General features: G+C 31.0%; 16 protein-coding genes. 8 read left to right on the top strand and 8 right to left on the bottom strand.

Annotation, left to right across the window (positions count from 1 at the left end; genetic code table 11):
- The first annotated feature begins 154 nt into the window (after positions 1–154).
- Positions 155–556 carry an FMN-binding protein gene (locus ACJDU8_RS00080; RefSeq protein ID WP_406790118.1) on the top strand — a complete coding sequence of 134 codons (402 nt, stop codon included), beginning with the start codon at positions 155–157 and terminating at the stop codon, positions 554–556.
- Positions 557–1,051: 495 nt separating this feature from the next.
- On the opposite strand, the gene ACJDU8_RS00075 is transcribed toward ACJDU8_RS00080, so the two are convergent.
- The 3 genes from ACJDU8_RS00075 to ACJDU8_RS00065 form a co-directional block, all read right to left on the bottom strand.
- Complete coding sequence (locus ACJDU8_RS00075) at positions 1,052–1,813, bottom strand: ABC transporter permease (RefSeq protein WP_406790117.1); 762 nt, start codon at positions 1,811–1,813, stop codon at positions 1,052–1,054.
- A 3-nt stretch (positions 1,814–1,816) separates the two neighbouring features.
- The gene (locus ACJDU8_RS00070) at positions 1,817–2,794 is read right to left on the bottom strand and encodes an ATP-binding cassette domain-containing protein (protein WP_406790116.1); all 978 of its coding nucleotides are present in this window, start codon (positions 2,792–2,794) and stop codon (positions 1,817–1,819) included.
- Positions 2,795–3,104: 310 nt separating this feature from the next.
- Positions 3,105–3,869: a DeoR/GlpR family DNA-binding transcription regulator gene (locus ACJDU8_RS00065; RefSeq protein WP_406790115.1), complete on the bottom strand. Its 765-nt coding sequence runs from the start codon at positions 3,867–3,869 to the stop codon at positions 3,105–3,107.
- 225 nt (positions 3,870–4,094) lie between these two features.
- Here ACJDU8_RS00065 and ACJDU8_RS00060 point away from each other — a divergent pair, with 225 nt between their 5' ends.
- From ACJDU8_RS00060 to ACJDU8_RS00030, 7 genes are all read left to right on the top strand, one after another.
- Positions 4,095–4,850, top strand: a complete 756-nt coding sequence (locus ACJDU8_RS00060) for an ABC transporter ATP-binding protein (RefSeq protein WP_406790114.1) — start codon at positions 4,095–4,097, stop codon at positions 4,848–4,850.
- On the top strand, positions 4,840–7,425 hold the full coding sequence (locus ACJDU8_RS00055; RefSeq protein WP_406790113.1) for an extracellular solute-binding protein: 2,586 nt from the start codon (positions 4,840–4,842) through the stop codon (positions 7,423–7,425). Before ACJDU8_RS00060 ends, ACJDU8_RS00055 begins: the two co-directional genes overlap by 11 nt.
- 23 nt (positions 7,426–7,448) lie before the next feature.
- Positions 7,449–8,543: a 2-aminoethylphosphonate--pyruvate transaminase gene (gene phnW, locus ACJDU8_RS00050; RefSeq protein ID WP_406790112.1), complete on the top strand. Its 1,095-nt coding sequence runs from the start codon at positions 7,449–7,451 to the stop codon at positions 8,541–8,543.
- Positions 8,540–9,355 carry a phosphonoacetaldehyde hydrolase gene (gene phnX, locus ACJDU8_RS00045; RefSeq protein WP_406790111.1) on the top strand — a complete coding sequence of 272 codons (816 nt, stop codon included), beginning with the start codon at positions 8,540–8,542 and terminating at the stop codon, positions 9,353–9,355. Before phnW ends, phnX begins: the two co-directional genes overlap by 4 nt.
- Positions 9,345–10,709 (top strand): (R)-1-hydroxy-2-aminoethylphosphonate ammonia-lyase, encoded by a 1,365-nt coding sequence (gene pbfA / locus ACJDU8_RS00040; RefSeq protein WP_406790110.1) that lies wholly within the window; start codon positions 9,345–9,347, stop codon positions 10,707–10,709. The genes phnX and pbfA overlap by 11 nt, the downstream gene beginning before the upstream one ends.
- 169 nt (positions 10,710–10,878) lie before the next feature.
- Positions 10,879–11,670 carry an ABC transporter ATP-binding protein gene (locus tag ACJDU8_RS00035; protein WP_406790109.1) on the top strand — a complete coding sequence of 264 codons (792 nt, stop codon included), beginning with the start codon at positions 10,879–10,881 and terminating at the stop codon, positions 11,668–11,670.
- Positions 11,671–11,676: 6 nt separating this feature from the next.
- Positions 11,677–13,308: a hypothetical protein gene (locus ACJDU8_RS00030; protein ID WP_406790108.1), complete on the top strand. Its 1,632-nt coding sequence runs from the start codon at positions 11,677–11,679 to the stop codon at positions 13,306–13,308.
- Between the two features lie 384 nt (positions 13,309–13,692).
- Here the strand turns inward: ACJDU8_RS00030 and ACJDU8_RS00025 are convergent, their stop codons facing one another.
- From ACJDU8_RS00025 to ACJDU8_RS00005, 5 genes are all read right to left on the bottom strand, one after another.
- Complete coding sequence (locus ACJDU8_RS00025; RefSeq protein ID WP_406790107.1) at positions 13,693–14,481, bottom strand: protein-glutamine gamma-glutamyltransferase; 789 nt, start codon at positions 14,479–14,481, stop codon at positions 13,693–13,695.
- The gene (locus ACJDU8_RS00020) at positions 14,478–15,467 is read right to left on the bottom strand and encodes a hypothetical protein (protein ID WP_406790353.1); all 990 of its coding nucleotides are present in this window, start codon (positions 15,465–15,467) and stop codon (positions 14,478–14,480) included. Before ACJDU8_RS00020 ends, ACJDU8_RS00025 begins: the two co-directional genes overlap by 4 nt.
- Positions 15,468–15,694: 227 nt before the next feature.
- Entirely contained in the window at positions 15,695–16,219 is a 525-nt protein-coding gene (locus ACJDU8_RS00015; protein ID WP_406790352.1) for a nitroreductase, read from the bottom strand.
- 81 nt (positions 16,220–16,300) lie between these two features.
- Entirely contained in the window at positions 16,301–18,082 is a 1,782-nt protein-coding gene (locus ACJDU8_RS00010) for an ABC transporter ATP-binding protein (RefSeq protein ID WP_406790106.1), read from the bottom strand.
- Entirely contained in the window at positions 18,027–19,637 is a 1,611-nt protein-coding gene (locus tag ACJDU8_RS00005) for an ABC transporter ATP-binding protein (RefSeq protein ID WP_406790105.1), read from the bottom strand. Before ACJDU8_RS00005 ends, ACJDU8_RS00010 begins: the two co-directional genes overlap by 56 nt.
- Between the last annotated feature and the right edge of the window lie 57 nt (positions 19,638–19,694).

Raw genomic sequence — 19,694 nt, 5'->3', positions numbered from 1 at the left:
GTCTTTAGCACTTAGAATACGTTATCCTTTAGGGGAAGAACTTATCCAGGCACATAGCATTGCTTATCTCCCACTTTGAAGAAGATGGGAGTATTAGCAATGGTAGTGTTCGGATAAAAACAAGCAGTAAAAATTATGCGAAGGGGGATTTGGCATGTCAAATGTAAAAAAAATAGTACTTAGTGCAGTTTGTATTGTGATTCTAGTTGTGGGCATTATTGGGGGGAAATATTTAATTTCTGTGCAGAATTATAAGAAAGCAATTGAAGAATTAAAAATTAGTAATGTGGATTTATCAAAGGTTTCGGATGGTAAATATACAGGCTCCTATGATGTGGGGTATGTGGGCGCAAAAGTTGCAGTTACAGTTAAAAATAATAAGATTGTAGATATAACCCTGCTAAGTCATAAAAATGAAAGGGGAAAGCCAGCAGAAGTTATTCCAGAAAAGGTGGTAAAAGCTCAAAGTCTGCAGGTGGATACTATTTCAGGGGCAACAAATAGCAGTAAGGTAATTTTAAAAGCTATTGAAAATGCATTAGAGTCTGGTGAATAATCAATTGTCGGGTTGGTGGATATGTTTATTTTTTATCCTAAGCTGCAGCTATAGTTTATTTAAAAGATTCAAAAGCATTTGTCCCCAAATAAAATTACCGATTAAAAATTTATTAAACTACCACTGTGTTTTTTCTGTAATAGCAACAATTTTAGCCTTTATCCATGCTGGAAACAACTTAACTCACATTAGGTTTTCCACCGGATACATTAGCCTTCTATTGATGATTTTGATAACATTAATTGGAATACTTATGAAGTGTTTTAAAAAAATATATGTAAGGCATAAAATGCTTTGGTTATATACTCATATATTTTTAACTATCATGCTAATTGGAAGTATTTCGCTGCACATATTTAGGTATTTACTTTTACAATAATAATTTTTGATCTCCCGTGAGGAATTAATGGAAAGTAAAAATATTGGGTGATTTTTAGGTTCAGGCGGAATTTATTTTATGAGGAATATTTTCCCTTACCTGAACCTTTTTATCAATTAAGCAGCCATCTTTTTAAGGGTTCTTACTGCCCACCAGAAAGTAATTGCTGCGAGTAATATAATGATTATAAAACCTTTTGTTACATCTACATTGTTTATGCTGCCCACAAATAATGCACGGGAAGCATTTACTGCATATGAGAATGGATTAATCTTAGCTATATTTTTCAGCCAGAGAGGAGCCAGTGCCAGTGGAAGCATAATCCCTGACAATAAGGAAATAGGTAATGCAATTGTATTAAGCATTGAAGCTAGTGTATCCTCAGATTTGAAGATAAGGGCAAAAGCATAGGACATAGATGCCATAGCAACGGCAATTACAGCATATAAGAGTAAAGAAAGTAAAAAACCACCAATATTTATACTTAAACCAAACGGAATTGCAAATAAAGTTATTAAAATACATTGAATCAGGAGTACAACTACATCTTTCAATATTCTGCCTAGCAGAATAGATAATCTATTTACCGGGGTAACTAGAAAGCGTTCGATTACACCGGAGCGGATTTCGTCTACAAGACCGAACCCCACAAAGGCTGAGCCAAATAGTGCTAACATGACTAGAAGTCCTGGAGTGAAAACTTCAACTGTCCTTCCTGCTGGTAACCCTGGTACGCCTCCTAGACTTTTCAATAGTGGCATGAAGAGAAATAAATATAACAGAGGCTGGAATAAATTAAGGAACAGCCAAATTGGATTTCGAAGGGTGTGTTGTATGCTCCTTATAAACATTAATTTTGTTTCGTGTAACATTTTCATCTTTCAATTGTCCTCCCTTAATGACCTACCGGTGTGTTTTAAGAAAACATCATCCAGACTAGGTTTTGATAAAGAAATACTTTTAGTCTCTAAGTTGTTAGTATCAAGTAACCGTATTATGTTAGGCAAAACTTGTTCTCCATCTTTAATATATAAATAAACCAAATTGTCTTTAACTTGTACTTTTTGTGCTTGTACTACTTCAGCTAACAGTTCCTCGGATTTTTTAGCAATTTGCTCTGTAGCAAAACCCAGTAAAATAGTATCAAAGCCGATATCGCTCTTTAGCTGCGACGGCGTGCCGGTGGCTGCAATCTCTCCATTATCTATAATAGCTACAGTATCACAGAGTTTGTCAGCTTCATCTAAGTAATGGGTAGTGAGAAAAATTGTAATACCGTCATCTTTTAAATTTTGTATTTCTTTCCATAAATATGCCCTGCTTTGAGGGTCAAGGCCGATGGTGGGTTCATCTAGAAGTAAAATTTCTGGATGGTGAATCATCCCCAGGGCTATATCTAATCGACGACGTTGGCCTCCTGAATATGTAATTGCCCGTCGATCAGCAAAAGAGTCCATTTGAAAACGATGAATAAATTTTGCAGCTTGTTTTCTTGCATCTGTAACATCCAGTCCATAGAGCTGTGCTTGCAGAACTAAATTTTCAACTCCTGTTGATATAGAATCTGTGCCGCCAGCCTGGCTTACGTACCCGATACTCTGGCGTATCTGCTGCTTGTGCGTTGTCAAATCATATCCATTAATCCTGGCCTCCCCACTGGTTGGAAGCAGTAAAGTGGAAAGCATTTTTTGAGTAGTTGATTTTCCCGCACCATTTGGGCCGAGAAATCCGAAGATTTCACCTTTTTTAACTGTAAGGTCAACACCTTTTACTGCTTCTACTAATTTTTCTTTTCCCTTGATTTTAGAGACAAAGCTTTTGCGAAGCATTTTTGTCTCAATAATTAAATTTTCACACATGAGGTTTCTCCTTTTCTTATTGTATATTTTTATTATAATATCAAATTGTAGACAAATCAATGACAAAGTTAAATTATTTAATATACAAATTAATATTTTTTAAAATATATAAATCATAAATCAATTTTTTAAATTTATAGATTAATAAATTGATTTGTTTCAACATGGTAATTAGCTAATACTTCCATGTTCTTCAAAGTGGGAGATAAGAACTGCTAAGTGGTACAATAAATTCTCCAAAGGAGCACTAAAGTATATAAAAACAACCCATCATAACGATGAGTTGTTTTTATATACCAATATAACTTTCTCAGTCATAGGCTAATATTAGTGAGGTTTTAGTTTTTTTAAAACTATTTGCAATATTTTTATTTAGGAAAGAATCTGTAATGATATAGTTGATTTTATCCAATGGTGCAATGCTTATGGTTACATCTTTTCCTAATTTACTGCTATCTGCAGCAACAAAAATTTCTTTTGATCTTTCAATGATTATTTTTCTTGTCACTGCTTCCTGCATGTTAAAATCAGAGATTCCTTTTTCAGGTGTGATACCTCCAGCGCAAATAAAACTTTTTTGAATATTTAATTCTGAAAAGTTAAATATGTAGTCAAAGGTCACAACAGAGCGTTCTTCATGTCGTATTTTTCCCCCTATTATGATTATCTCAAAATCTGTATTAATTAATTCGTTCACTACAGGAATTGAATTAGTTATGATTGTGAGATTTTTTTTGTTGCCAATATGTTTTGAAATATGATATGAGGTAGATCCGCTGTCAATAAAAATACAATCTCCATCATTAATAAATTCACTGCATTTTTTCCCAATCAAGTTTTTTTCTTTTTGTTTACTTACCATTCTGTGTTCCATGGTAGGTTCGGCTAAATTTGAATTTTTGATTCTGGCTCCTCCATAGATTTTTTCAATTTTGCCTTGATTTTCTAATACTTTTAAATCTCTTCGAACTGTTTCAATGGATATACCGAATTTTGCCATAAAGTCTGAGTTGGTAACTACATCTTTAGTTGACAAAAGTTCTAAGAATTTATTTTGTCTTTCACTTGGTAACATGCAAACCACCTTATTTAATTTTTATTAAACTTAATATATAAATATTATCATAATTTGTGACGATATTCAACATTTTACCTATAACTTATCAAATGAATATTGTCATAATATTATCTAAATATATTAAACATATTGTAATAATTTACGTATAATTAACTAAGCCATAATACGCATTAACAAATAATTGTATATACTTAAGAAAAAATGAAACAGTGGAGGTAACAAATGTTAGAACTAAAAAATGTTAAAAAAAAATATAATGACAAAATAGTTCTTGAGGAAATAAATCTTCTGATAGAAGATGGTGAGATTGTGTCTATGTTAGGTCCCAGTGGAAGCGGAAAAACTACATTGTTAAATATAATTTTAGGTTTGATACCTATGGATAGCGGTTCAATTATCTACAATGGCGAGGAGATCAGTAAATTATCTATGAAGAAACGGGGCTTTAATATTGTCTTCCAGGATTATGCACTTTTCCCCAATTTGAATGCTTATAAAAATATTGTTTATGGACTTAAAAACAAGCCTAATTTACTAAGTAAAAAAGAGCTTGAAGATATTATAGAATTTTTGGAATTAAAATCTCATTTATCTAAGAAGATTCATCAACTGTCAGGTGGACAAAAACAGAGGGTGGCACTTGCCCGCACATTGGCAACAAAACCTAAAATTTTGCTCCTAGATGAGCCTTTAAGTGCTCTTGATGGAGTGATAAAAGAGACAATTAAGAATAGAATCAAAGCCATTACTCAAAAGTATAAGATTACAACTATTATTGTAACACATGATCCGGAAGAAGCGTTGACAATGTCTGACAAGGTATTGATTATTAACAAAGGCAAAATATCACAATATGGTACGCCTAAAGAGGTCATTACTAAACCTAAGAATGATTTCATAAAAGAATTTATATTACGTCAATTGGAAATAAAAAGAGACAATATCTACCATCTATTTGGAGAGTGCTATGTACAGTAAGAAATTAGAAATAAAAATTATTTTTATAATAGTTGCATTATTTTTTATAGTATTTCTCTTTGCACCTTTAATTGTGCTTTTAAAGAGTTCTTTAAACAGCTTTAATCCGTTGTTTCATGATAAGAATATTCTAATTTCAGTAGAAAATAGTATTCAGGTTTCATCTGTTGCTGCAATAATAACAACAATTTTAGCTTTTATACTGTCTTATGCAGTAAATTGTACAAATATTTTTAAATCAGTAAAGGAGATAATAAGTGTTGGAATATCCATACCAATGCTTTTGCCTACAATTACCTATGGGTTTGTAATTATATATTCTTTTGGCAAACAGGGCTTTTTAACAAAAGTTTTTGGAAGACAATTGTTTCAAATTTATGGTTTTAACGGCTTATTGATGGGCTATGTTATATATACTATACCTTTTGCATTTCTGCTTATAAATAATTCCTTTAGTTATATTGATAACAAATTTACAATTGTTTCAAAGCTAATGGGTGATAATTTTCTAAAAAGTTTTATAAACACCATAATTCGTCCACTTATTGGTACTCTAGGAGGAGCCTTTGTTTTGACTTTTATATTGAGCTTTACGGATTTTGGAATACCAGCTTCAGTAGGAGGAAACTTCAATGTTATATCCACACTTTTATATCAGGTTATGTTGGGTTCTATACCAAATTTCAATAGTGGTTCGGCAATAGCAGTGATTATGCTTTTTCCAGCAGTTATAGGTATTTTATTTTTAAATTATTTAGAAAAATTTAATTTCCATTATGACGGGATTACAACAACTGAAATAGTTAAAAATAAATTTCGAGATGTATGTTTCTCTCTCATATCTATTTTAACAATAGCAGCAATTATTTCTATATTTCTAATAATGTTTATCGCACCTTTTGTTGCCAATTATCCTTATGATATGAGATTTACAGCTCAGATCTTTATCAAAATATTTTTTTCCAGTGAAACTTCTCAGGTGTATTTAAATTCAATATATGTTTCCATTTTATCTTCAATATTAGGTGCGTTGACTTCATATACCGCTGCATTAATAAATGTTCGTACGGGTCTTAGCAAAAAGATTACAAAAATTATTGATATTTTCTCGATGGTTACAAATAGTGTTCCAGGAATGGTATTAGGACTTGCCTATTTAATATTCTTTAATAATAGTGACATTAAAGGAACATTTGCCATTATAATTATTTGCAATATTATCCATTTGTTTACTACACCTTATCTTATGGCAAAAAACTCTTTTTCAAAAATGAATCCTGCATGGGAAACTACGGGAGAATTGATGGGTGATACATGGATAAAGACAATTATAAGGGTAATAGTTCCAAACTCAATATCTACAATAATAGAAATGTTTAGTTATTATTTTATTAATTCAATGGTTACAATCAGTGCAATTATCTTCCTTGTGGGTGCAAGAACTTCAGTTATAACCAGCAGGATTAAAGAACTGCAGCATTTTGAGGATTATAATGAAATATTTATTTTATCCATACTTATTTTTTTAACCAATATAATTATTAAGATTTGTTGTCATATGATAAATAAAAAAAGGAGAGATTTAATTATGAAAAAAATATTAAAACTTAGTTCTATTTTTCTAATTATTTGTTTTATGTTAATAGGACTGTCGGGGTGCACTAGTAAAGGAGTGCAAAAAGTTGTCATTTACACTAATGCAGATGATGAAGCAGTACAGGCAATGGAAAAAAGTCTAAAAGATGCAGGTTATGATGGTAAATATGTATTAAAGACCTTTGGAACTTCAGAACTTGGTGGAAAGCTTATGGCAGAGGGGGACAAGATTGAAGCAAATTTAATTACAATGAGTTCTTATTTTATTGACAGTTCCCAGAAAAAATACAATATGTATGAGAATCTGAATTTTGATACAAATTCTATAGAAAAATACCCGTCTTATTACACACCAATATTGGCAAATACAGGATCTATATTTGTAAACACGCAAGTTATGAAGGATAAAGGTCTGACTATGCCTACATCTATTAAGGATCTGGGAAGTGCTGAGTATAATGGATTAGTTTCTATACCAAACATAATGAGTTCTTCTACAGCTTGGTTGCTTGTCCAAGCAATAGTAAGTCAGTATGGAGAAACTGAAGGAAAAGATATTCTTCATAAAATTATTCAAAATTGTGGTCCAAATCTTGAATCATCAGGTTCTGGTCCAATCAAAAAAGTAAGAGTGGGAGAGGCTGCAATAGGCTTTGGACTTCGTCATCAGGCGGTGGCGGATAAGGCAGCAGGGAAGCCAATCGACTATGTAGATCCTATTGAGGGAAATTATTCCCTTACAGAATCAATCGCAGTTGTTAAAAAGAGTGATACTGCTACAACAGAGTTAGCACAGGATATGGCAAAAGTTATTATTACTAAAGCAAGAGCTGAACTTATTAAAAGTTATCCAGTAGCACTGTATAAAGGAGAATCAATTGACGATTTAAACAAGCCAAGTCATCCTAAAAAGTTTTCAGAGCCATTGACGGTAGACCTTTTGCAAAAGCATGAAGATTTTTTCAATGCTGCAAAATAGCATAAAAATTGGAGGAGAATACTATGAAAGAATATAAACTTTTGACACCTGGACCTTTGACAACCACTGCAGCAGTGAAAGAGCAAATGCTCTTTGATCGTTGTACATGGGATGATGATTATAAGGTAATCACTCAGAAAATAAGAAAACAGTTACTTCAAATTGCAGAAGCTTCTGAAGAAGCTTATACAGTGGTATTGATGCAGGGAAGTGGGAGCTTTGGAGTTGAAGCTGTTTTAAATTCCACATTAGGTAGGGAGGATAAATTGCTTATTGTTACAAATGGTGCTTATGGTGAAAGAATGATAACAATGTGTAAATATATGGGTATCAATTACGTATGTCATGATTCTGAATATGATAAAATTTTTAAGACCAATGAGATAAGGACTATTCTTGATAAGGATAGGGCTATAACTCATATTGCTATGGTTCATTGTGAAACAACAACCGGGATATTAAACCCCATAGATGAAATAGCTAAAATCTCTGAGGAATATGGCAAAACTTTAATTGTAGATGCAATGAGTAGTTTTGGTGGAATACCCATAGGAGTTCAGGATTTGAGTATAGACTATTTGATAAGCAGTGCAAATAAATGTATACAAGGAGTACCCGGCCTTTGTTTTGTTATTGCCAAAAAAGAAAAACTAATTAAATGCAATGGAAATTCTAAAAGCTTGTGTCTGGATCTATATGACCAGTGGAAATCTATGGACAAGGATGGAAAATGGAGATTTACTTCGCCTACCCATGTAGTTGCAGCTTTTTCAAAGGCTATAGATGAATTGATTGGAGAAGGCGGGGTTTTATTCAGAAACAAACGTTATAAGGAAAATAATTATTTAATAAGAAAGAAATTAGAGGATATAGGCTTTAGTTGTTACATTAAAAGAGAAATTCAATCTCCCATTATAAGCACATTTCTTTTTCCCAATGAGGAATTTGACTTTAACAATTTTTATAATTATATAAAGAAAAATGGTTTTGTGTTATACCCAGGTAAGTTGACGGAGATGGATACCTTCAGAATTGGCAATATTGGAGAGATTTATAAAGAAGACATTGAAAGGCTATGTAAGATAATAGAACAATATATGAGAGGGGTAACACAATGAATAAGGTTGAGGGAGTGATTTTTGATTGGGCGGGAACCACAGTGGATTTCGGGTGCTTTGCACCAGTAAATGCATTGCTGCAAGTATTTGAATCTAGAGAAATTGAGGTAACTATGGATGAAGCAAGAGCACCTATGGGAATGCTTAAATGGGATCATATTAAAACTATGCTTGAGATGAAGCGAATAAATAATATTTGGAGAGAAAAGTATAGCAGGGATTTTGATGAGGAAGATGTAAATACTTTGCATTCAGAATTTGAGCCATTGCTTATAAGCTCACTTTCTATGTATTCTAAGCCATTACCTGGTGTTGTAGAAGTTGCCAAGGAATTAAGAGATAATGGTATGGCAGTTGGTTCAACTACCGGTTACACAGATAAAATGATGGAAGCAGTTTTAAAAGGATCGAGAAAAAATGGCTATGAACCAGACTTTTGGATAACATCAGATTCTACAAATTCTTACGGAAGACCTTATCCTTATATGATATTCAAAAATATAGAAGCATTACAACTTTCCTCTGTATGGAAAGTTGTAAAAGTGGGAGATACAAAGTCAGACATACACGAGGGTATAAATGCAGGAGTTTGGTCCGTGGGAACTGTTATTGGGAGTTCTGAAATGGGATTAAGCAGTGAAGAATTTGAGAACTTATCTGAAAATAAGAAAAATGATGCTATTAAGTCAACTGAAGAAGTATTTTTGAGAGCAGGAGCAGATTTTACAATAAATACATTGAATGAACTTCCTGAATTAATAGAAAAAATTAATTTACTAATAAGAGAAGGTAAAAAACCAAATGCAAAATAAGATTGGATTGAACCATGAAGGAGATGTAAATTTTACATCTCTTCGTCTAAATTATGTTAATTCCTTGGATGAAAAGAGTAAGTTAGTATTAAAAGCGGATGAAGATATATTTATGAAACAATCAATGTCTACACCTTGCATGAATGTGATAACAAAAGCTGAAGGTTGCTGCATTGAGGATATATCAGGGAAAATATACCTTGATTTTCATGGCAATAGTGTTCATCAGGTGGGATATAAAAATCCCTATGTAATTGAAGCTATAAAAAATCAGGTTGAAGAATTATCGTTTATACCAAGAAGATATACTTCAGAAATTGCAGTTAGAGCTGCAAAATTATTAGTAGAAAAAACTATTTCAAAAGAGTACAAGGTTCTATTTACTCCGTCAGGTAGTGCAGCAGTTGGAATTGGACTTAAAATAGCCCGTAAAGTTACAGGCAGACATAAGGTTATTTCTTTATGGGAATCATTTCATGGAGCAGGGCTTGAATCAATTTCTGTAGGTGGCGAATTTGTTTTTAAAAAGGATATGGGACCTTTTATGCCTGGATGTATTAAAGCTATTCCATACAATAGATATAGAAACTTTATAAACAGTTCCTGTGAAGAAACAATTGCAAATTTTTGTCTGGATTATATTGAATATATAATAAAGAATGAGGGAGAAATAGGAGCAATATTGCTAGAACCGGTGAGAGCATCAGATATACATGTTCCCCCTAAGATATATTTCCAAAGGCTGAGAGAGATTTGCGATAAGAATGGTATTTTATTAATTTTTGATGAAATCCCTACGGCGTTTGGAAGAAGTGGTAAGTTTTATGTGCATGAAAATTTTGATGTGGAACCCGATATACTTTTACTTGGAAAGGGCATTGGAGGTGGAATTATACCTCAGGCCTGCGTACTTACAAAGTCAAAATATGATATAGCTCAGGATATTTCACTGGGGCACTATACTCACGAAAAACCAGCATTAGGATGTGCTGCCATTTGTGCTACTATTAAATATATTGATGATTTTAATTTATTAGAAAATTGCAGAGTACAATCAATGGCTGCGTTGGCATGTTCAAAAGTACTTTATGAAAAATATGAATGTATCGGAGATATTAGAATAATAGGTTTATTAATTACTTTTGAAATTGTTAAGAATAGAATTTCAAAGGAAAAAGACGACGAACTTGCTGAAAAAATACTTTATTATTGCTTGGAAAATGGCTTATCTTTCAAAATATCCAATGGAAATTGTATCACCTGGCATCCCCCTTTGATTGTGACACTAGAACAATTGTCTTTTGCCTTTAATTTACTGGAAGAAGCGATTGTTAAGTTATATATAAACCGCTGAGAAAGATAGTCATGGCAGTATTGGGATAAACCAATATCTATATCGCCTTTTACAGTTGACAACTCTAATAGGCGATTACCCTTTAATTTTATGATAATAAAAAAGCATAATTAAAGAAGACTTATACAGTATAATATGGTAAAATCTACTTAAAAGAGAATGGACTGGAGTGATCTTATTGGAAAAATCGCCTTTAATAAGTATAAGGGACTTGAAAATTAGCTTTGGAGAAAAACAGGTACTGAAAGGAGTAAACTTACAGGTATATAAAGGTCAAATTATAGGATATATAGGTCCTAATGGTGCAGGAAAAAGTACTACAGTAAAAATAATGCTTGGACTCATAGGGGGATATGAAGGAGAGATAAGAATTTTTGGACAAGATATAAGCGACGGCAGCATAGAATATAAAAGAAAAATAGGCTATGTACCTGAGACAGCAGAAATATATGATAGTCTCACAGCTAGAGAATATCTAACTTTTATAGGAGAGCTCTATGGCTTAAATTATAATGAAGTAGACAAGAAAGCAGAAAGACTCATGAAGCTATTTGGTATAGATGAAGTTTATAATTCAAGAATAACTTCTTATTCCAAGGGTATGAAACAAAAAGTACTTATAATATCAAGTTTACTCCACAATCCAGATATACTGTTTTATGATGAACCTTTAAGTGGATTGGATGCCAACAGTGTTATTGTAGTTAAAGAAATACTTGCACAACTTGCACTTCAGGGCAAAACCATATTTTATTCATCTCACATAATGGATGTAGTAGAGAAGATAAGCAACAGGATAGTACTTCTTAATAATGGTGAAATTATAGCCGATGGCACTTTTGAAGATTTAAAAAATAAATCTGATGAAAAATCTCTGGAAAGAATATTCAATGATTTAGTAGGGTTTAGTGAACACAAGTCAATAGCTGAAAAATTTGTATCTATAATTGAAGAGAGGTAGCAATTTATGAAAGATTTTAAAGCATTAAAATTTTTGGATAAGTTTCAGAGTGTTTTTGAAAAATATGGCGTAGATTACACTATAATGAGGAAGATACTACAGATGAAACTTCTCATAGATGGAAGACGGGTACCTACAATATTAAAAAATTCCTCTAAAAAGAAAAATGAAAATGATAATGAAAATAATTTTAAAAAATCTCTGTTATTTTATGTAATTATAGGAATAGTTATGGTTCCCTTTGTTGTTATGGATAAAAATTTTATGTTTCAAATGAGTTTTGTATTTGGAATTCTTATGTTTATGCTTATGACTTCCTTAATTTCTGATTTTTCTTCTGTGCTTTTAGACATAAGGGATAAAAATATTATATATTCAAAACCAGTAGATAATAAGACTTTAAACACTGCAAAAATAATTCATATATTTATATATATGTTTTTAATAACTATTTCAATTTCTGGGGCAGCTTTAGTGGTGGCCTTGATAAAACAAGGACTTTTATTTTTCTTAATATTTTTTATTGAAATAATTCTGTCTAATTTATTTATAGTAATAATAACTGCCCTGCTGTATCTGCTTATATTAAAGTTTTTTGATGGTGAAAAATTAAAGGATATAATAAATTATGTTCAAATAATACTATCTATAACTATAACTTTAGGATATCAGCTAATAGTAAGATTATTTAGTATTGTGGACTTAAAAGCAATTTTAACTCCTAAATGGTGGCAGTATTTTTTACCGCCAGTATGGTTTGCTGCTCCTTTTGAATTGATATTGAAGCATAATTATAATTATTTTATTGTGATGTTTTCCATATTAGCATTAATTGTCCCCATAATTTCAATAATTATATATGTAAAGCTTATGCCAACCTTTGAGAAAAGCCTGCAAAAGTTAAACAATAATAGTGTTCGTGGCAAAAAGGTTAAAGGTAAATTGGGTGCAGCTTTATCCAGTATAGTATGTTCAAATAGAGAGGAAAAAGTATTTTTTGAATTTGCCTCTTATATGATAAAAAATGAAAGGGAATTTAAGCTTAAGGTGTATCCATCGCTAGGATTTTCGTTGATTCTTCCATTTATATTTATATTTAATAACATAGGATATGAAAGCTTATCTAGCGTAGCTTCTAGTAAAATGTATTTGAATTTATATTTTTGTGCACTAATACTTCCTTCTGTAGTTATGATGATGAAATACTCCGTAAACTATAGAGGTGCTTGGATTTATAAAGCTATACCAATTGAAAATACGGCCTCCATATTTAAGGGAACTTTAAAAGCTCTCATTGTAAAGCTTATGCTTCCGGTATATGTTTTGGAGTCTATACTGTTTATATTTATATTTGGTATAAGAATAATTCCGGATGTATTTGTACTTTTTTTAAATATTTTGCTGTTTACAGTTATATGTTTCAAATTAATGAAAAAATCCCTACCTTTCTCAGAAAAAATCCAAGTTTCACCGCAGGGAGAAGGGCTAGTTGCAATTCTTCTTATGATATTACTAGGAGCATTAGCGGGAATACACTATTTCTGCACTTTTGTGAATTATGGTATATATGCATATTTAATCATATTAATTATGTTAGTTACAGTCTCATGGAAAAAAGCCTTTAATGTGTCTTTATAAATTCTTCAATACGACAGTCTTAATTATAATAATAGACAGGGGTTGTTATCAGTTACTTTAGTCAGTAAAAAGTAAAATATTTCAAAATATAAATATTATTTGGTATTTAGTACTTGATTTAGTAATAATTAACATATATAATAGTACTTGTCCTAAGAAAATAACCTTAGAGAAGATGTGAATAATATATTTATATATATTTCCCTAAATATAATGGTAATTACCAGAACTGTGTCTGTGGTTGCAGGGCACACTAAATTTAAGTGCAACTCCAGGATAAATAAAAATAACTCTGACAGTAATTTAGTATGTAGATTATCATATATACTGAGAAATAAGTACCATCCTTAGGTACTTATTTTTCATTTCAAAATGATTATTATATCATAAGATTAAGTTTTCTTTAGTCAATCTGGAAGAGGCGTTAGAATAAATATATGCCAACTGTTTAAAATCTGGTCTTGTGACAGAATCTAATAAATATGCTGATTGTGTAGCTCCTATAATTCGCCGCCTATTTAATGCTGTAATTAGTTCACTTTCAGTTCTTATGCCTACCCCATGTCCATAATACTTTCCATCTCCTAGTACAATTACATTTTCTCCCTGCCATTCTGGAGTTAAGGGATTTACTTGTGGATTTTGAAAGTATCTACAATCTCCAGGTAGATAATCCTTTATGTTATCAATAACATTTAGAGAAAGATTTTTATCTATATAATGCCAGTTTATTAAATATATTTTTTGAAAAGTATGATCAAAAATTTTTTCTCCAAGGGAGTCAAGGCAGGCTTTGTAATATATAATAACTACAGCTGTAGCGCATTCTGTACCATACTCATCGCTGTTTTTATAAATATCATTAATGGCAGCTGAAGACTTTATTCCATCCTTCAATAAAAAACCACCTTGTTTTGTTCTCTCCCAGTAGTCAGTATTGCACATTGATTTACGAAAAGTACGAAAATGGAAATCGCTCATATTTAATTTTATGGATGCATTTACGATATTTTTTCTTAAGTTGAGTTCAAATTTTAATTCGTCAAGGGAATTATAATCATAAACCTGGCTGCTGGAGGAAAGTTTATTAATAATAGATCTTTCTATGCTATTATTTTTATACTGGTTTATTATTGTATTCACATCAAAACTATTATATGAAATTCTAATCATTGCAACACTCCTATTCTGGCAATTTTTATTTGTTCTGCTAAAGAATGCTTACGCCATATATCCCATAAATATATATTCTTATGATGTATTCTCAATGAAAAATTTGAAAGCAGTACCTTAGTGCTATGATCTAATTTTTTAAATTCATCTAATAATTCATACTCTTTTTCTGATGGAGAACATAAAGCTTTTCCTGTATGAGAGCAAATATTTTTGCATAAATATTTACCTTCAAGAATTACCTTGTAGGGCCTAGGATTTGTAGTTTGCTGGAAACTCTCTCCTGTATATTTTAAAAAAGCACTATTTTCTTTCATCCAATTTAAAAAGTTTGTATATTTTTTTTCCTTGCTGATGTTTTTATTTATTTCTGGTATAAAGTTTAATAGCGTGGATGCTATTTTAACATCTTCTGTATTGGATGAAAGTAAGCGTTCTCCCAGGATAATTAAACTCTGTGGATCTGCTGCCTGAAAAAAACCCCATACTAAATCATGAATTAGAAGTCCTTTTTTGTATCTTTCAAAAATCATATCTGCTATAATGGGTAGAAGTGTTTTATCTTTGTACATTTTTGTCAAAAGTATGGATGTAATATCTAAAACCTGGTCATATTCATCATTCATGCCATCCTCGTGAAAACCAGTTTCTAATATCCACTTTAGGACTGTATGAATTATTTGTATATAATCAAAAGATATTTGCTTTGCTGCTAAATCATATTTTTTATCTGTCAGTATTTCCTCAATAATCAATAATGCTATTTTATTTCTTTCAATTAGACTGTCAAATAAATTATTTTGTTTAATTTCTTTTCTAAGAATAAATAAAGTGGCAAAGTGTAAATTCTTATCATTAATAAAGTTTGCTGCTTCTTTCAAATTCTTTTTAGGCAGCTGGCCAAAGAAATTTTTTAAATCTTCCATTCCCTTGTCAATTCTAATTTTATCTAGAAAACTTGAAGCATTTAGATTTGAATTATACATGGACACTCAATATCTCCTTTAATATATCTATCCATACATATTTATTTTTTTATATACAATTTATACTATTCTTTAATAAATTTTTTCTTTAATTCAGATAAATTAATTCTAATTATAATACATATCAAGTAGATATACTTTTACCTACCAAAAAACACAACTGCCTGTAAGAAGTTGTTTAACATACTTACAGGTAGCCAGCTGTATGGTGAATAGTTAAGTATTTGTCATTTTACTATTACAACAAAATTATCTTTTCTTGGAGCAGCTTTAGGATTCTCACAATCTGGATATCCTAAAATACATGAACCTACACCTATATAATCACCTTCAATTCCCCATTCTTTTAATAAAGCCTTACCATCTTCACTCTCAAACATCTGCTTTGTTCGGTGAATCCAGCAGGAACCAAGTCCAAGGGAATATGCTGCATTGCACATATTACCTAAAGCAATACTTCCATCTTCAATAGGTGTCAATTTATTTTTATCTGCAAGTACAAGAATTACTGTAGGTGCTCCGTAATATGGATCAAAATTGTCTTTACCTATAACAGCTGCATTCATTTCTGATATTTTTTTAATAGCGTTTTTGTTTTGAACTACTATAAATAATGCAGACTGCTGACCTCCCCCACTCGGAGCATATTTACCTGCCTCTAAAACGGCATTTAATTCCTTATCTTTAATTTGTTCAGGTTTATACTTTCGTATACTTCTTCTGTCTAGTAAAGTTTTAATTGTTTCATTCATCATTAATCTTACCTCCTAATTTATTAATATATAAGAATAGTTTATATATTCTCCATATTTTTATTAAATGTATTTTAAAATTCAACTAACATTTTTATATACTAATTCTTTATATAGAGAATCTTTTTTTATGAGTTCATTATGGCTGCCGATTTCAATAATCTCACCATTTTTCATAACAATTATTTTATCAGCATTTTTTATAGTAGAGAGTCTATGGGCTATTATCAAAGTAGTTCTGTTCTTAGCCATATTGTCTATTGCTTCTTGTATTAGTTTTTCTGTTTGGGTGTCAACATTGGAGGTAGCCTCATCAAGTACAAATATGGATGGATTATGAGCAATTGCTCTTGCAAATGAAATAAGTTGTCTTTGTCCAGCAGATAGAGTACTGCCTTTTTCCATTACTGGTTCTCTAATTCCATTTTCAAAACTGCCTACAAATTTGTTAGCACAGGATACATTTAGAGCTTTATTAAATTGTTCATCATCAATATTATCATACAATGTAATGTTACTCTTAATGTTACCAGAGAACAAGAAAACATCCTGTAAAACTACAGATATACTTTTTCGTAAATCTTTAAGTTTTATATTATTAATATTAATTCCATCAATTAATATTTCTCCTTTTTGAATTTTATAAAATCTATTTATAAGGCTGATTATAGTTGTTTTCCCAGCTCCGGTTTCGCCAACAAATGCTGCAGTTTCTCCCTTATTAAGTTTAAAACTTACCCCCTTTAACACCCAATCTTTGTCATTATATGCAAACCAAACATTTCTAAATTCTATATTTCCCTCAATATTCTTCATATCAATTCCTTCATCTAAATCTTCAAGAGTATTTTCTTCGTCTAATAATTCAAAAATTCTATCAGCAGATACTAAAGCTGACTGTATTGTAGTGTATTGGTCTGCGAGATCAGCAATTGGATTAAAGAACTGTTTTATATAGGTAGTAAAGGCATAGATGACCCCTAGGTCAATACTATGGTCTGATATTTTATTAATGCCGTAGAATAAAAGAATGGCGATTGTGATACTTTGAAAAAAATCAGTTCCAGGCTTTAAAAGGCTGTTTAAATGAACTTGAAGCGATGTAGTTTTAAAATAACTATCATTTAATTCCAAAAACTCTTTCTTTTTCTCCTTTTCTGCCCTAAATATTTGTATGATTTTCATGCCGGATATATTTTCAGCCATGAAACCGTTAATTCTTCCTATTAAATTTTTAACATTGAGAAAGTTTGTCTTGATTTTTTTCTTAAGAAGAATAAGAATAAAAGCCATCATAGGTATTACTGAGAAGGAAATAAGTGTAAGTTTCATACTAAGCATGAGCATTGCATAAATAATACCAATCAGTAAGAAAAAGTCTTTAAATAAATTTATAATTACATCTGTATACATTTCACTTAGCGCTTCTACATCGTTGGTTGCTCTGGTTATTAATCTTCCAGAAGAAATTTTATCTAAATAGTGTAAGGGAAGAAACTGTATAGTTTTAAATGCCCTGATCCTTAAATCTTTTATAATTGCCTGACCGGACTTATTTATCAAATTTTCTTGGGCAAAAGAAGTAAAGCTGCCTAATAATGCAGTAGCTAAATATAGAAAGGCCATAAATGGAATTGAATACAAACCATTTCGAAAAATATTTTTTACTAGAAAGTCATCAATAACAAGTTTTAAAATATAAGGTTTGGCTATTTGAGTTAAATTTACTATAAGTGCACAGATTGCCGCAATTATTATCTTGTTTAAATGAGGTTTGGCTAATTTTAAAAGCTTTACTAAACTAGTGTTATGATACTTCAATTTCTTTTTTGTTGTCTTTATATTGTTCCATGTAGATATCATAATATATACCCCTTTCTTTTAAGAGTTCATTGTGAGTGCCTCTTTCGCATATGCTGCCATTATCCAATACTATAATTTCATCAGCTTTTTTTACTGCTGATATTCTATGAGCTATTATGATATTTGTTTTGTCTTTACGTATGGTTCTTAAATTGCTTAGTATTTTAGCTTCTGTTATGGTATCTACAGCAGAGAGGGAGTCATCCAATATTAAAACAGCAGGATCTTTGATTATAGCTCTTGCTATGGCTACACGCTGCTTCTGTCCACCAGAAAGGTTAATACCTTGTTCACCGAGAATGGTATTGAATTTATATTTGAAGGAATCTATACTATTTTGGATGCAGCTGTTTTCAGTAGAAGATTTTATATCATCATAAGAGTATAAATCTTTAAAAAATGTTATGTTATTTTTTATTGTTGAAGAAAATAAAAAATTATCTTGAGGAACATATCCAAAACTATTTCTTATGTTTTCTAAGGAAATGTTATTTATATCTATTCCATCAATAAATATTTTTTTAGATTCCACGTTATACATTTTAAATAAAAGATTTACCAAGGTACTCTTACCAGAACCTGTTTTCCCTATGATTCCTAAAGTATGGCCTTTGGGGATTTTAATATTAATTCCACTTAAAGATTTTTCATCTAATTCGGGATAGTAAAAGTCTAAGTTTTTAAATTCTATGTTGCCCGTAATTTTTAAAGAAATTATTTTATCATTATCTGCTATTTGAGGGGATGTACTAAGGATATCATTTAATCTACCGAGTGATGCCATACCCCTTTGATATATGTTAATAACACGGCCAATAGAAATTATAGGATTTACAATCATGGTTAAGTAAGTGTTAAAGGCCACAAAATCTCCTAAGGTTATTTTGCCATCTAAAACCATTCTACCTCCAATAATTAAATTAATGGCAAAGCTAATACTAAAACAAAATTCAATGGCAGGAGAAAGCAGCGAAGAGGTTTTTACCATATTTAGATTGGCTTTAGTAATACGGTCATTTAATTTTTCGAAGTTTTCTATTTCTTTTTCTTCTTGAACATATGCTTTAATAACTCTAATTCCATAAATATTTTCCTGTACCTTATCTGATATAGATGCAAAACTTTCCTGAACATCTGTAAATTTCATTCTAATAAGTTTTCCTATATTCAACGTAAAGAAAATAATAAAAGGGATAGGTATTAACGTAATCAGGGTAAGATGCCAATTTATAGTCTTACACATGGCGTATATGGAGGCAGTACACAATACAATACCATTTATAGACATTGACGTAGCTGGTCCAAAAGTCATTCTTATAGCTGATATATCATTTATAGCATAAGCAATTAGGTCCCCTGTTTTTCTTTTACTATAGAATTCAGGAGTCAATTTCTGCAGGTGCACAAAGAATGTTTCTCTAAGTTCACATTCAAGTCTTCTAGAATTTGAAATAATTAAATTTCTCCATGCATATGTACATAAAAAACCTCCAGTTGCTATAGCTAATATATAGAATATATTAGTTATTACTAAATTTTTATTATGTTTTAACAAGTTGAAGGTACTTTAGTGCCTGAAACTAAAAACCGCCTGCTATGCGGGTGAGATTAA

This window comes from Candidatus Clostridium eludens (assembly GCF_045310515.1).
Lineage (GTDB): Bacteria > Bacillota > Clostridia > Clostridiales > Clostridiaceae > Clostridium_B > Clostridium_B eludens.
Note: the sequence above shows the minus strand (reverse complement) of the source record. Positions and strands in the feature narration are given on the sequence as shown.